This window comes from Novosphingobium sp. 32-60-15, assembly GCF_002280675.1.
Taxonomy (GTDB): domain Bacteria; phylum Pseudomonadota; class Alphaproteobacteria; order Sphingomonadales; family Sphingomonadaceae; genus Novosphingobium.
Window position 1 is genome coordinate 76674 of the sequence record NZ_NCEN01000002.1, and the last position, 14520, is coordinate 91193.

The 14520-nt window shown below is 60.3% G+C and carries 13 protein-coding genes; 4 read left to right on the forward strand and 9 right to left on the reverse strand.

What is annotated here, in order from left to right; all coding sequences use genetic code 11:
* Nucleotides 1–66 precede the first annotated feature (66 nt).
* From B7Y89_RS01880 to B7Y89_RS01895, 4 genes are all read right to left on the reverse strand, one after another.
* Nucleotides 67–1434, reverse strand: a complete 1368-nt coding sequence (locus B7Y89_RS01880) for an AarF/ABC1/UbiB kinase family protein (RefSeq protein ID WP_292935207.1) — start codon at nt 1432–1434, stop codon at nt 67–69.
* Nucleotides 1431–1811: a thiol-disulfide oxidoreductase DCC family protein gene (locus B7Y89_RS01885; protein WP_292935209.1), complete on the reverse strand. Its 381-nt coding sequence runs from the start codon at nt 1809–1811 to the stop codon at nt 1431–1433. Before B7Y89_RS01885 ends, B7Y89_RS01880 begins: the two co-directional genes overlap by 4 nt.
* Before the next feature lie 59 nt (nt 1812–1870).
* Entirely contained in the window at nt 1871–2290 is a 420-nt protein-coding gene (gene ribH / locus B7Y89_RS01890) for a 6,7-dimethyl-8-ribityllumazine synthase (RefSeq protein ID WP_292935211.1), read from the reverse strand.
* 108 nt (nt 2291–2398) lie between these two features.
* Nucleotides 2399–3703: an Hsp70 family protein gene (locus B7Y89_RS01895; RefSeq protein WP_292935213.1), complete on the reverse strand. Its 1305-nt coding sequence runs from the start codon at nt 3701–3703 to the stop codon at nt 2399–2401.
* Between the two features lie 421 nt (nt 3704–4124).
* Here B7Y89_RS01895 and B7Y89_RS01900 point away from each other — a divergent pair, with 421 nt between their 5' ends.
* Nucleotides 4125–4907, forward strand: coding sequence for an SDR family NAD(P)-dependent oxidoreductase (locus tag B7Y89_RS01900; protein WP_292935215.1), 783 nt, complete (start codon nt 4125–4127; stop codon nt 4905–4907).
* A gap of 69 nt (nt 4908–4976) precedes the next feature.
* Nucleotides 4977–6140 (forward strand): acetyl-CoA C-acetyltransferase, encoded by a 1164-nt coding sequence (locus B7Y89_RS01905; RefSeq protein WP_292935217.1) that lies wholly within the window; start codon nt 4977–4979, stop codon nt 6138–6140.
* 564 nt (nt 6141–6704) lie between these two features.
* Here the strand turns inward: B7Y89_RS01905 and B7Y89_RS01910 are convergent.
* A complete protein-coding gene (locus tag B7Y89_RS01910; RefSeq protein ID WP_292935219.1) occupies nt 6705–7889 on the reverse strand; it encodes an acyl-CoA dehydrogenase in 1185 nt (394 codons plus the stop codon).
* A 158-nt stretch (nt 7890–8047) separates the two neighbouring features.
* Here B7Y89_RS01910 and B7Y89_RS01915 point away from each other — a divergent pair, with 158 nt between their 5' ends.
* Entirely contained in the window at nt 8048–8884 is an 837-nt protein-coding gene (locus B7Y89_RS01915; RefSeq protein WP_292935220.1) for a fumarylacetoacetate hydrolase family protein, read from the forward strand.
* Here B7Y89_RS01915 and maiA read toward each other — a convergent pair whose 3' ends face one another.
* From maiA to B7Y89_RS01935, 4 genes are read right to left on the reverse strand one after another with little or no spacing between them, the layout of a single operon-like run.
* Complete coding sequence (maiA, locus tag B7Y89_RS01920; RefSeq protein ID WP_292935222.1) at nt 8885–9529, reverse strand: maleylacetoacetate isomerase; 645 nt, start codon at nt 9527–9529, stop codon at nt 8885–8887. It lies immediately after the preceding gene.
* Nucleotides 9522–11408 carry an acetyl/propionyl/methylcrotonyl-CoA carboxylase subunit alpha gene (locus tag B7Y89_RS01925; RefSeq protein WP_292935224.1) on the reverse strand — a complete coding sequence of 629 codons (1887 nt, stop codon included), beginning with the start codon at nt 11406–11408 and terminating at the stop codon, nt 9522–9524. The genes maiA and B7Y89_RS01925 overlap by 8 nt, the downstream gene beginning before the upstream one ends.
* Entirely contained in the window at nt 11405–11911 is a 507-nt protein-coding gene (locus tag B7Y89_RS01930; RefSeq protein WP_366415477.1) for a DUF559 domain-containing protein, read from the reverse strand. Before B7Y89_RS01930 ends, B7Y89_RS01925 begins: the two co-directional genes overlap by 4 nt.
* Nucleotides 11911–13524 carry a carboxyl transferase domain-containing protein gene (locus B7Y89_RS01935; protein ID WP_292935226.1) on the reverse strand — a complete coding sequence of 538 codons (1614 nt, stop codon included), beginning with the start codon at nt 13522–13524 and terminating at the stop codon, nt 11911–11913. Before B7Y89_RS01935 ends, B7Y89_RS01930 begins: the two co-directional genes overlap by 1 nt.
* Nucleotides 13525–13620: 96 nt before the next feature.
* Here B7Y89_RS01935 and B7Y89_RS01940 point away from each other — a divergent pair, with 96 nt between their 5' ends.
* The gene (locus tag B7Y89_RS01940; protein ID WP_292935228.1) at nt 13621–14481 is read left to right on the forward strand and encodes a LysR family transcriptional regulator; all 861 of its coding nucleotides are present in this window, start codon (nt 13621–13623) and stop codon (nt 14479–14481) included.
* Nucleotides 14482–14520: the final 39 nt, after the last annotated feature.

Genomic DNA, 14520 nt, shown 5'->3' on the forward strand with positions numbered 1-14520 from the left:
ATCCATCACCGCACGCGGCGGTTCGTGGGGAGAAATGGATGCTGAAACAAGTTCAGCATGACGCGGTCAGGGGTTTACTGTAAGCAGCGGGGGGGTTGGCGCAGCGTCAGTCACCGCCCGCTCCACCATATCGCGCAACGGCAGGCTGCCCTTCAGCCGCACCGCCAGCAGCGCCGTACCGCTGATTTTGCGCTGCACAAACAGCGCCTCGGCAGGCGGGATGTGCCATGCTGCGCGGTCGGCAAAGATTGTCTCGGCCTCGCCCCGGATGCGTTCGACAAAGGACCGGTCGGAAAATTCGAACAGACCGGGCTTGCCAAGGTGTTCGAACAGCACCGAAATCATCCGGTCAAACGCCGCGCCGTGGCGGGCGAGGACTGGCGGCGCGATAAAGCCCACTTCCAGCAAGGCATCGCGCAAACCGGCGTGATCTTCGGCAAGGCCCGCCAGCATCATCCGGCGATAGGCCGCCGTGGTTGCCGGTTCAATCGCGCGGGCGGCACCAAAATCCAGCAGCACCACACGTTCACCCCCGCTGCCTTCCGTTGCGGGCTGCCAGCGGAAATTGGCGAAATTGGGATCGGTCTGCATGAAGCCGAACTCAAAAACTTCGCGCAGCACCAGCCCCATCATCGTGCCTAGCACACGGTTGCGCACATCAGGCGGGGCGACGGACAGCGTTTCAATCGGGCGCGCGTCAATGAAATCCATGGCCAGCACGTTACGGCCGCATAAAGCGTCATGGGGCAGGGGCAGCAGAAACGCCGGATCATCAGCCAGCAGTTCGGCATAGCGGCGCATCATCTCTGCCTCGCGCACGTAATCGGCTTCTTCATGCAGCTGGCGCTTGGCTTCGGTCAGCAGCGGCGCGATATTCAGGGTTGAGGGCAGCAAATTCGACATGCGCAGCAGCGTGGCGACATTATCGACATCGGCATCAATACTGCCCGCAATGCCGGGATACTGCACCTTGATCGCCAACACGCGGCCATCGGGCAAGGTCGCGCGATGGACTTGCCCGATGGATGCCGCCGCAATCGGGCGCGCTTCAAAATGCTTGAACCGCGACCGCCAGCCTGCACCCCATTCAGCCGTCAGCACCCGCTCCAGCTGGGCAGGCGGCATGAAGTGCGCCGAATCGCGCAAGCGTGACAGGATTTCGGTCAATTCGCGCGGCAGCACGTCGCCTGCATCAAACGAGATCATCTGCCCCAGCTTCATCGCCGCCCCGCGCAATCGCGAAAGCTGGTCTGCCACCCGCGTCGCGTTGGCTGGCGTCAGCAACAAGTCAGACAAGCGCGGCGCTTCTCCGCGCACCAGCCGTCGCGCGCCTTCGGCCAGCATGCCGCCCGCCACGCCGCCCGCGATCTGGCCGAACGAGGCAAGCCGCGATAGCCGCCGCGAAGGCACTTTGCGGTAACGGTTGTCGCTCATCGATCCAGAACCTTGAAAAGCTTTTGAACGGCAGGCCGGATCACAAGGAACGCGCGGTAAAGCCCCTCCAGCGCCCAGCCGACCGGCGGCACTTGCGCGGCAAGCCCCAGCCAGCGCAATTGCGGGATCACCCGCCACATCGCCGCAAAGGCCGCCGCACCCGATAGCAACCGGCCATCTTCGCGCGCATGCAGCCGCGCCAGAGCCAGCTTGCGGTCTACCGGACACGCAGCGCCCGGATCATCGGCGTCGATGAAATGCAGGCGCTTGGCCTTGTCCAACCGCCGCATCAGCGCAATTTCGCGCACACACAACGGGCATGCGCCATCATACCAGACGGTTACCCGTGACGGGACGATAAGACTTGGACCGGCCATCGCGCTGCTATGGGCGCGATAGCCGGTCCCGAAGACCTGCCATTTCGGGCAAATGCCGATCAGGCGAAGCGTTCACGCAGCGCCAGCAGCGCCATGGCCGCCTTGGCCGCTTCACCGCCCTTGTCCTTTTGCGCAGGATCGGCGCGGACCAGCGCCTGCTCTTCGTTTTCAACCGTCAGGATGCCGTTGCCAATGGCGATGCCGTCCATCGTCAGGGCCATGATCCCGCGCGCGCTTTCGCCTGCAACGATTTCAAAGTGATAGGTCTCCCCGCGGATCACCACGCCAATTGCGACGAACCCGTCAAAGTCACCGGACTCATCGGCCAGCGCAATCGCGCCGGGGATTTCGAGCGCGCCGGGCACAGTGATGACTTCGGCTTCATGGCCCGCAGCCGTGATTGCGGCCTTGGCACCTGCAATCAGCATGTCGTTGAGGTGGTCGTAAAAACGCGCTTCGATGATCAGGAACTTGGCCATGAAATTTGGTCCTTGGTTATCGGCAATGTGCCGAATATGTCAATTTTAAGCTGCTATTTCACACTGCAATGTGCGATGCAAGGCTGCACGCACATTGCGGCAGGATCACTAAGGGGCATCTGCAGGCGCCAACCAATCGCTAAGGTCAGCGGTCTGGCCGATCAGCGCGAGGCCGTGAGCAATCGAGGTCAGCTCGTCCCCGCACGCAATGCGCCCTGCGCCAAACCGCTGTTCAAACAACGCCCGCACCGCAGGGATCAACGACGATCCACCGGTCAGGAACACATGGTCAATCTGTTCAGGCGCAAGCCCCGCCGCAACCAGTGCGCCGTCGACAGTTTCGGCAATGCGCGCCAGATCCGGCGCAATCCAGCTTTCAAACTCCGCCCGCGTCACGTCGGCTGCGATGGTCAAATCATCGCTTTCAAAGCGGAATTCGGCGTGATCCTGCGTTGATAGGGCACGCTTCAACTTGCCCACCGCTTCATACAGCCCGTGGCCCAGTTCGTGTTCGATCACCGCGATCATCCGGCCGATCGCTGCAGGGTCGGTCGCAGAGCGCTTCAGCTTGGCCAATTGTTCCAACGTACGGCGGTTGCGCATCATGGCAAGGCGTGACCAATCGCCAAAATCGGTGAAGTGACCGGCGGGAATCTCCAGCACCTTGTCGAACGATTTATACGTGCCGCCCTTGCCCAGCAGCGGCAGGATCAGGTGGTCCATGATGCGGAAATCGAACCGGTCGCCCGCAATGCCAATGCCCGCCGACCCCAGCGGAACGCAGCGCTTTGCCGCGCCGGGAACATCAATCCGCACGATCGAGAAATCGCTGGTGCCGCCGCCAAAGTCTGCAACCAGCAATGTCGCAGGATCAGTCAACCGCGTGGCAAAGCTGTAGGCCGCACCCAATGGCTCATAAACATAATGCACCGGACGGCCGAGCATGGAAAACATCGCATCATAACGCGTACGGGCCAGCGCCGCATCGGGCCGCGAACCGACATAGCGCACGGGCCGCCCCACAATAACGCGTTCGGGCAAATCGGCCAGAGCGGGGCCTGCATGGGTGATCAGGTGGCGCAGGAATGTCTGGCCCAGTTCTTCAAAACGCAGGCGCTTTTCAAACACATTGGCATGTTCGAACGTGCCGCTGGCCGCCACCGATTTGAACGATTGCAGGAAGCGCGACCCTTGCGGAAAATCGAGAAATTCGGCGATGGCCCAGGGCCCGGCCTCATGCGCCAACCCGCCCCGCATATCGCCATCCTGCCAGAAACACAGGGCTGACCGGAACACGTTTGTGACCGCATCGGGCGCGGCAAACGATACCAGATCGACAGAAGTGTCCACGCTACTGCGCGCGACCACCGAATTGGTGGTTCCAAAATCTATGCCAAGTGCGGCGGTCGGCATTATGGCACTTCCTTCACGAACGAACAGCATGACGGCCATGACAGTGCAACGCGCGGCCTGCAATGCGCTTTACAACGGTTTTGTTTCGGATGAGGTTCGGCATTGTAAACCCTTTACCCAGTCACCCTGAAGTTGTTTGGCGTCTATTCCCTTTGCATAGGTTATCCCAATTTCGTCACCCTGAACTTGTTTCAGGGTCCATCCATCCAGTCACACGGTGGTTTGTGGGGAGAAATGGATGCTGAAACAAGTTCAGCATGACGGGGTTGGCGCATGGCCTTGCCGAAGGGGAAAGGGTCCGGTTTGTTTCGGATGAGGTTCGGCATTGCGCTGCGGGCCGTCAATGATAGTCGACGTGGCCAATTTCATGCGTTAAGACGACATAATTAACCGCATAACTAAATTATCGCAGGAGAATGTAATGGAGTTGGAAGGCATTGCAGCTGTGGTCACAGGCGGCGCATCGGGGCTGGGTGAAGCAACCGCGCGGGCGCTGGCCGCTGCTGGCGTAAAAGTTGCCATTTTCGATATGAACGAAGCTGCTGGCGCTGCTGTGGCAGCCGATATCGGCGGCGTATTTTGTGCAGTAAACGTCACGGACGAAGCATCGGTTGACGCAGGATTTGCCAAAGCGCGCGCGGCCAATGGCCAGGAACGCATTCTGGTAAACTGCGCCGGCACCGGCAACGCGATCAAAACCGCCAGCCGTGACCGTGAAACGGGTGCACCCAAGCATTTCCCGCTGGCCGATTTTGAACGCATCATCCAGATCAACCTGATCGGTACGTTCCGCTGCATCGCCAAATCGGCGGCGGGCATGCTGACGCTTGAACCGCGCGGTGAATTTGGTGAACGCGGCGCGATTGTGAACACCGCCAGCGTTGCGGCAGAAGACGGGCAGATGGGGCAAGCAGCCTATTCGGCATCCAAGGGCGGCGTTGTCGGCATGACATTGCCCATCGCGCGTGACCTTTCGTCAGAAGGCATCCGCGTGAACACGATCCTGCCCGGCATTTTCAATACACCGTTGATGAATGGCGCCGGTGACAAGGTGAAGGACGCGCTTGCGGCGTCTGTTCCGTTCCCCAAACGTCTGGGCCTGCCAGAAGAATATGCCGCGCTTGCGCTGGAAATGTGCCGCAATTCCTATTTCAACGGCGAAGACGTCCGCCTGGACGGCGCCATCCGCATGGCACCGCGCTGATAATCGGGGGCGGGGCGTCGTTGCGTTTGGCGTCCCCCGCCTTTTTCCTCTTCCTGCAAAGGTTTGATCATGGCCCACGCTTATATCGTCGATGCCGTTCGAACCGCCGGGGGCCGCCGCAATGGCCGCTTGTCCGGCGTGCATCCCAATGATCTGGGCGCGGTGGTATTGAACGCTCTGGTCGCGCGGACCGGCATTGATCCTGCCGCGATTGAAGATGTGATCATGGGCTGTGTCGGCCAAGCAGGCGAACAATCAACGCAAACTGGCCGCAACGCCGTGCTGGCATCAAAGCTGCCCGATAGCGTCCCCGCCGTGACGATTGACCGGCAGTGCGGTTCATCGCAACAGGCTATGCATTTTGCAGCACAAGCGATCATGTCCGGCACGCAAGATGTGGTGATCGCCGCTGGCGTGGAAAGCATGAGCCGCGTGCCCATGGGCACAACGCTGATCCCCGGCAGCGGGGCCTCGCCCTATTCCGCTGCGGTGCTTGAACGCTATGGCGTGGCAGGTTTCAGCCAGTTCACCGGCGCAGAAATGATCGCCAGAAAACATGGCTTCACCCGCGAAATGCTCGACGCATTCGGCCTTGAAAGCCACCGCCGTGCGATTGCCGCCACCCAAGGCGGCTTTTTCGCCAACGAAATCGTGCCCGTCAACATCACCCTGCCCGACGGAACGCCCGATGTGCATACCAAGGACGAAGGCATCCGTTATGATGCCACCGCTGAAAGCATGGCAGGTGTGCGCTTGCTGATGGATGGCGGAGTGTTGACCGCGGCCACATCAAGCCAGGTCACCGACGGGGCCTCGGCCGTGCTGATCGTGTCCGAACAGGCGTTGAAGGACCATAACCTCACCCCCATTGCACGGATTGTGAACCTGACAGTCACCGGCGGCGATCCGGTCATCATGCTGGAAGAACCGCTGTTTGCCACAGACAAGGCATTGAAGCGCGCGGGCATGACCATGGGCGAGATCGATCTTTACGAAGTGAACGAAGCCTTCGCGCCCGTCCCGCTGGCGTGGCTGGGCCATACCGGCGCTGATCCCGCGCGGCTCAATGTCCACGGCGGCGCCATTGCCCTGGGCCATCCGCTGGGTGCTTCGGGCACCAAGCTGATGGCAACGCTGATCCACGCCCTGCGCGCGCGCGGCGGAAAATACGGCCTGCAGACAATGTGCGAAGGTGGCGGACTGGCCAACGTGACTATCGTCGAAGCGCTTTAGTCACCTGTACATGAAGCACGCCACCTTACTCCGTCACCCCGGGGCTCGACCCGGGGTCAGGCTTCCTTGTTTGTTTCGCGCAGAGAAGAATTGATCGCGCAAAGGCGCGAAGACGTTTCTCTGATTCATATCTCCGTTCGAGACGAGCGGGGCCTGTTTTGGATCGGGCTTAAGTCATCTGACCCTACTGCCATGGAACTGAAGTTCATCTCATAAATTCTTCGTCATGCTGAACTTGTTTCAGCATCCATTCCTCCCCACAAACCGCCGTGTGACTGGATGGATGGACCCTGAAACAAGTTCAGGGTGACGAAATAGGGGTAACGTATGCGGACGGGATACTCGCCAAACAAGTTCAGGGTGACTATCCAGTAAAGTTGCGAACTTCGATTCCACCATATTAGAGCCATGGAACTGAAGTTCATTCCATTGTCGTCTTCCCGGGCTTGACCCGCGATCCCGCTGTTTCTTTTGCAAAGTCGCAAAGAAGCGGGACCCCTGGGTCAAGCTGTACAGTCAAGCCCGGGGAGACGGAAAGATTTAGCGAATTTTAGCTTCACATGTCTAAAACGCGGAAATCCCGGTTATCGCGCGGCCAAGGATCAGCGCATGGACGTCGTGCGTGCCTTCGTAGGTGTTCACCGTTTCAAGGTTCACCATGTGGCGGATCACTTGGTATTCGCCCGAAATGCCGTTGCCGCCGTGCATATCGCGCGCCATCCGCGCAATATCCAATGCCTTGCCCACATTGTTGCGCTTTACGATGGATATCATTTCGGGCGCAAAGGCGTGCTCGTCCATTAACCGCCCGATGCGCAAACTGGCGTGCAGGCCCAAAGTAATGTCGGTCAACATATCGGCCAGCTTCTTTTGGTAAAGCTGCGTTGCGGCAAGCGGCCGCCCGAACTGGTGGCGGTCCAGCCCGTATTGGCGCGCGGCGGAAAAGCAGAATTCCGCTGCGCCCAATGCCCCCCATGATATGCCATAACGGGCGCGGTTCAGGCAGCCGAACGGGCCTTTCAACCCCTCGACATCGGGCAACAGCGCATCATCGGGAATGAACACGTCTTCCATCACCACCATGCCGGTGATCGATGCGCGCAACGATACCTTGTTCTCGATCTTGGGGGCAGACAGCCCCTTCATGCCCTTTTCCAGCACGAAACCGCGAATGGCATCGCCATGGGCTTCGCTCTTGGCCCAGATCACAAACACATCGGCAATCGGCGCGTTGGAAATCCACGTCTTGGCACCGTTGATGACATAGCCGCCGTCAACCTTGACCGCGCGGGTACGCATGCCGCCCGGATCGGACCCCGCATCAGGTTCGGTCAACCCGAAGCAGCCGATAAATTCACCCGTTGCCAGTTTGGGCAGATATTTGCGGCGCTGCTCTTCTGATCCATATTCGTAAATCGGGAACATGACGAGGCTCGACTGCACGCTCATCATTGAACGATAGCCGGAATCGACGCGCTCCACCTCGCGCGACACCAAACCGTAGGCGACATAGGATGCGCCAGCGCAGCCATAGTCCGTCGGCAGCGTCAGGCCAAGCAGACCTTGCGCGCCCATCTCGCGGAAGATTTCGGGGTCGGTTGTCTCGGTCGCAAATGCTTCAATCACGCGCGGTTGCAAACGGTCCTGGGCAAAGCTGCGCGCGGCATCGCGGATCATCCGCTCATCATCGGTCAGCAGGCCGTCAAGGCCCAGTGCATCTTCCCAATTGAACCGAACCATGCCAGCCATCTGTCTCTCCTGCGTCTGATGTTTGATTGCAGATGAAATCAATTTGGGCAACCACCCCGATGTCCACGTGCGAAGATAAGCGCAAGGCCTGCACAACCCCCTTGCACTGGCAAAGACAACGCGGCAGGCCCATGCAAACGCTTCAGGAGTTTGCATAGATGGCCCGCTATATCAGCTTCCTCCGCCCCGATGGCACCGCCAGCTTTGGCCGGATTGAAGGGGATGCCGTGGCCGATCTTGGCACTGCGGGGACAAGCGCGTACCTCAAGGATGCGCTTGACGGTGATCTGGCTGCGCTGCCCGCAACCACCACATATGCCTATGCCGATGTGAAGCTGCTGCCTGTCATACCCAATCCGTCCAAGATCCTTTGCGTCGGCCTGAATTATGCGACGCACGTGGCTGAAACGGGCCGTGACCAACTGGCTTATCCCGCCATTTTCACGCGCTGGGCCGATAGCCTTGTCGCGCACGGTGAACCGATGGTCCGCCCGCCTGAAACAACCCGGTTTGATTATGAAGGCGAACTTGCCGTGATTATCGGGAAAGGGGGCCGCCGCATTTCGCGTGAAACCGCATTGGAACACGTCGCGGGCTATGCGGTATTCCACGATGGTTCGGTGCGCGATTGGCAGCGCCACAATATCCAGTTCACGCCCGGAAAGACCTTTCCTGCCACCGCCGGATTTGGCCCCGCGCTGGTCACGCCCGATGAACTGCCCGACCTTGCCGAACAGCGCGTGCAAACCCGGCTGAACGGTCAATTGGTGCAGGATCAACCGGTCAGTGACCTCATCTTCGATATTGCTACGGTCATCGCCTATTGCTCCACCTTCGCGCCGCTTTCGCCGGGGGATGTCATCGCCACCGGTACACCGGGCGGGGTGGGCGACAAGCGCAATCCGCCGCTTTACATGAAGGGCGGCGACGTGTGCGAAATCAGCATTGGCAAAGTCGGCACGCTGGTAAACCCGATCATTGACGAAGTGATCTGATTATTCGGCGTCAGGCTGGTTTTCGGGCGCGGCGGCAATAAAGGCGGGCAGCTTCATACACGCGGCTTCAACCTCGACAATGCGCCCGAAATCAAACCGCGCACCAAACCGCCGTGCATTGCCCAATTGCGGCACCAGCAGCACATCGGCCAGCGTCACGTTCTCGCCAAAGCAATAAGGCCCGTCGTTCCCGGCAATCAGGCTGGCAAAGACTTCAAGCCCGCCCTCTATCACTTCTGCTGCCCAACCATCTGTCGCGGCTTGATCCAGCCCGAGTTTCTTCAACATTTTCAATACCTTAAGGTTCTGCAGCGGATGCGTATCGCAAGCGATCACTTGCGCCGCCGCCCGCACTTTTGCCCGCGCCACCGCATCTTTGGGCAACAGGGGCGGCTGCGCATGTGTTTCATCAAGAAACTCGCAAATCGCCAGGCTTTGCGTCAGCACATCGCCGCCAATTTCCAGCGCAGGAACAAACCCTTGCGGATTAAGCGCAAGATATTCCGGCGCGCGCTGTTCCCCCAGCCGCAGATGATGCGGCACATTGCTCCAGCCCAGACCCTTCCATTCCAGCGCGATGCGTACCCGCCATGATGCGGTAGATCGCCAGAAGCCGTGCAGAATGATCGTAGTGTTGTCAGTCATCGCCACGTTCCTGCCCCGCCTTTGCTATCTTCGCCAGCACCGCCTCGACCTGCACTTGCGCACCCGCCACGGCGTTCAATTCGGCCACGATGCCATCAAACGGCGCGGTCAGCGCGTGCTCCATCTTCATCGCCTCCAGCACCAGCAGCTTCTGGCCCTTGGTCACTGATTGCCCGGCCACCACATCCACGGAAATGACTTTGCCCGGCATCGGGGAAAGGATCGCGCCATCCGATGCCGCACTTGCGCCGCCGCCATCGGTGCGGGCAATGCGCACCATAAACCGCTCACCGCCTTCATCCACGGCGGTTTCGCGCGCTGGCGGCCATTGATCCATCGCTGGCTCATCGCCCAGATCCGCAACGAACTGCCGTCCGAATTGATCGGCCAGCATCACCGTGTGCAGCGACGCTGCATTGAGCCGCAGCCCCGATTGGCGCGTCCAGGGCGTTCGCCCCGGCGTTCCGGCAAGCCGCATCGCCGCTCGTGCAAGTTGTTCACCCGATGGTTCTGGCCGCGTGGTCAAGGCTTCCAGATTGCGTTCGATCAGGCCAGTATCGACTGTGCCCGCGCCAAACGCCGCTTGCCCCAACAAGCGCCACAAGAACCCGCTATTGGAAATCAGCGGCCCGACCACGCCCTCGGCCAGCGTTTCGCGCAAGGCAGCAATCGCTTCGTCGCGGGTATCGCGGTGGACGATCACTTTGGCGATCATCGGATCATAGAACGTTGATATTTCAGCGCCCGCTTCGACACCGGTATCAATCCGCGCGCGATATTGCGGAAAGTGGAAGTCGCGCACCCGCCCGATGCTCGGCAAAAAGCCCTTGGCCGGATCTTCGGCATAGAGCCGCGCTTCCATCGCCCAGCCATTGATGGCCAGTTCATCCTGCCGCTTGGGCAAAGGTTCACCGCTGGCCACGCGCAATTGCCATTCCACCAGATCAACGCCGGTAATTTCTTCGGTAACGGGATGCTCCACCTGCAACCGCGTGTTCATTTCCATGAACCAGATCCGGTCGGCGCGCAGACCTTCGCTGCCGTCGGCGATGAATTCGATCGTGCCTGCGCCCTGATAATCCACCGCCTTGGCTGCGCGCACTGCTGCGCCGCACACGGCCTCGCGCGTGGCGGCATCCATGCCGGGGGCGGGGGCCTCTTCGATCACCTTCTGGTGCCGCCGTTGCAATGAACAATCGCGTTCAAACAGATGCACCACATTGCCGTGGGAATCGCCGAACACTTGCACTTCGATGTGGCGGGGGCTGAGGATGTACTTTTCGATCAGAACCCGGTCATCGCCGAATGACGATGCAGCCTCGCGTCGGCACGATGCCAGAGCATCGGCAAAGTCCGCCGCCGCATCCACGCGCCGCATACCCTTGCCGCCGCCGCCCGCCACGGCCTTGATCAGCACCGGATAGCCAATCGTATCGGCCTCAGCCTGCAAGCGGTCAGGGCTCTGGTCTTCACCCAGATAGCCAGGCGTTACCGGAACGCCCGCCGCAATCATCCGCGCCTTGGCCGCATCCTTCAGGCCCATCGCGGTAATCGACGCAGGCTTTGGCCCCACCCAGACCAGACCTGCATCAATCACGTTTTGCGCAAATTCTGCGTTTTCGGACAGGAACCCATATCCGGGGTGGATCGCTTCTGCGCCGGTGGCTTTGGCCGCAGCGATGATCATGTCACCCAGCAAATAGCTTTCCCGCGCGGGGCTTGGGCCGATGTGCACCGCTGCATCGGCAGAGCGGACGTGCAGCGCGTTCCGGTCTGCATCGGAATAAACCGCCACGGTACGAATGCCCATGGCCTTTGCCGTGCGGATAACGCGGCAAGCAATTTCACCACGATTGGCGATGAGGAGGGATTTGATCATGACACGTCGCCTAGAAAATCCTCCCCGGAACGGGGAGGTGCCCCGCAGGGGCGGAGGGGTCGAAGGTTTCCCGTAAAAGCAACAATAGAAGCGGCAGCAGAACAGACGTCCTTTAACACTTCTGCCGCGGGGATGCGGATGACAGTCCATCCCAAAGCAATCAGCGCCGCATCGCGATCAACATCGTGCTGTGGCTGATCACCCATATTGTGGACAATACCGTCGATCTCGATCAGCAATCTACGGTCAAGGCAGGCGAAGTCAGCCACATAGCCCGCAATAGCAAACTGCCGACGGAACTTGATACCTTGCGGCTTGCCCCGCAATTCGCGCCACAACAACACTTCTGGCAAAGTCATCTCGCGCCGCAGCTTTCGGGCAACTGCGGTTTGGTTCGCAGATGCACCGACGGTACGGTGATGCGTGCGCAACGGTCCGACCCCTCCGTCAGCGCTACGCGCTGCCACCTCCCCGTTCCGGGGAGGATTTTGCGATTGGGCCATCACATCCGGAACACCCCGAAGCGGGGGGCCTCTGCAACCGGTGTTTGCAAACACACTTCCAGCGCCAGCCCCAGAACATCGCGGGTTTGCACAGGATCGATCACGCCATCGTCCCACAACCGTGCGGTGGCGTAGTAGGGGTTGCCTTCATCTTCGTACTTCTGACGGATGGGCGCTTTGAACGCCTCGGCTTCTTGCGGCGTCCACTTGTCGGCATCGCGATGCACCGTTGCCAGCACGGATGCCGCCTGTTCACCGCCCATCACGCTGATGCGCGCGTTGGGCCAGGTGAACAGGAAGCGGGGCTGGTAGGCGCGGCCGCACATGCCGTAATTGCCTGCGCCAAAACTGCCGCCGATCAGCACGGTGATCTTGGGCACCTGTGCGGTGGCGACAGCCGTCACAAGCTTTGCGCCGTGTTTGGCGATGCCCTCGGCCTCATATTTGCCGCCGACCATGAAGCCTGAAATGTTTTGCAGGAACAGGAGCGGGATGCGGCGCTGGCAGGCCAGTTCGATGAAATGTGCGCCCTTTTGCGCGCTTTGCGAAAACAGCACGCCATTGTTGGCCAGAATGGCCACCGGCATTCCGTGGATATGGGCAAAGCCGCAGACTAGCGTGGTGCCATAGACTGCTTTGAATTCGTGGAATTCGCTGCCGTCGACAATCCGCGCAATCACCTCGCGCACATCATAGGGTGCGCGCACATCGTCGGGAATGATGCTGTAGAGGTCTTCGGCGGGATAAGCCGGTTCCCGAACCTCGCCTCCATTCGTGACGGGCGAAGTTGAAACACCATTCACAGCACCCAGATGGCTGACAATATCCCTGACAATCGTCAGCGCATGTTCGTCATTTTCGGCCAGATGATCGACCACGCCCGATTTGTGCGCGTGCAGATCACCGCCGCCCAGCGCTTCGGCAGTAATCTCCTCGCCGGTTGCCGCTTTTACCAGCGGCGGGCCTGCCAGAAAGATTGTGCCCTGTTCGCGCACGATCACCGATTCATCAGACATGGCGGGCACATAGGCGCCGCCCGCGGTGCAACTGCCCATCACGCTGGCAATTTGCGGAATGCCCAGCGCGCTCATATTCGCCTGATTGTAGAAGAACCGCCCAAAGTGATCGCGGTCGGGGAAGACTTCGGCCTGATTGGGCAGGTTCGCGCCGCCACTGTCGACCAGATAGACGCAAGGCAGGCGGTTTTCCTGTGCAATTTCCTGCGCGCGCAAATGCTTTTTCACGGTCATCGGGAAGTAAGTTCCGCCTTTGACCGTGGCATCATTGGCAAAGATCATGCATTGGCGGCCCGAGACGCGGCCAATGCCGGTGATGATGCCCGCGCCCGGAACTTCATCACCATACATGCCATTGGCGGCCAATTGGCCCACTTCCAGAAACGGTGCGCCCGGATCAAGCAAACGCTCCACCCGGTCACGCGGCAGCAGTTTGCCGCGCGCGACATGGCGGTCCCGGCTGCGCGCATCGCCGCCCAAGGCAGCCTGCGCCACGCGGGAACGCAATTCTTCGGCAAGGGCGCGGTTGTGTGCGGCGCGGGCCATTGCCTCGGGGCTATTGTTGTCCAGGGCACTGGGCAGGACAGGGGCGCTCATCGCTGCTTCCTCTTTGTGGTAATAGCTGTCCTTCGTATCATTGGCAATTCCACGATCAAAATTGATTTATGCTGCGTCTGAGTATAGAATTTCCCTATGATAAAGCGCGCCCATCTCCGCCAGTTTCTGGCGCTGGTTGAAACAGGCAACTTCACCCGCGCGGCAGAGCGTCTTGGCGTGGCGCAACCGACGTTGTCTGCGGCCATCGCTGAACTGGAGCGGCTGGCCGGAACGCTGCTGTTCCAGCGTGAAAGACGGCAAGTGCGCTTGACCGACGCGGGTGCAAAGCTGGTTGCCCATGCCCGCGCGATCGAACGCGAATTCCGCGCGGCTGAAGCTGCGTTTGATGATGCCCCCGCGCCGCTAGCTCCCCTGAGACTCGGCGTGATCCCTTCCATCGCCACGGCCACACTTGCAAACATCGCCGGGGCGTGGGCGGGCACGCAGCCGATCACGCTAGCCGAAGGAACTGACTCTGAATTGCGCCGAAAATTGGGGGAAGGGCAAATTGATGCAATCATCACCTTGCTGCGGCCGGAAGATGCACACCGGCCATCCGTGGCGCTTTTGGAAGAAGGCTATCGTTTGCTTTTGGCAGAAGGTCATGTCTTGGCGGGAGCCTTGTCGGTTGATGCGCACGATGTGGCGTCGGAAACCATGATTGCGCGCCGCAGTTGCGAGATTTTGGCCGATACGAGCCGCTGGTTCACCCAGCGCGGTGTGCGCCCGCCCTTCTTCCTGCGTTCAGCCAATGATGACCGCTGCCTTGAAATGGTGCGCGCAGGAATGGGCGTGACAACCGCACCCCAATCGCTGGTCCGTGAAGGCATCGTCGCGGTGCCATTAGCCGATTATGACTTCCGGCGAACCTTGGGCTTGATTGCCGGGCGCGACCGCCCGGACTTGACCGCCGCCGAACACCCGTTGGTAAAAGCCTGCCGCGCAGGGTTTGCGTAACGCTGTAGTCGGGAACCAGCCTGTCGGCGATCAGCCCTA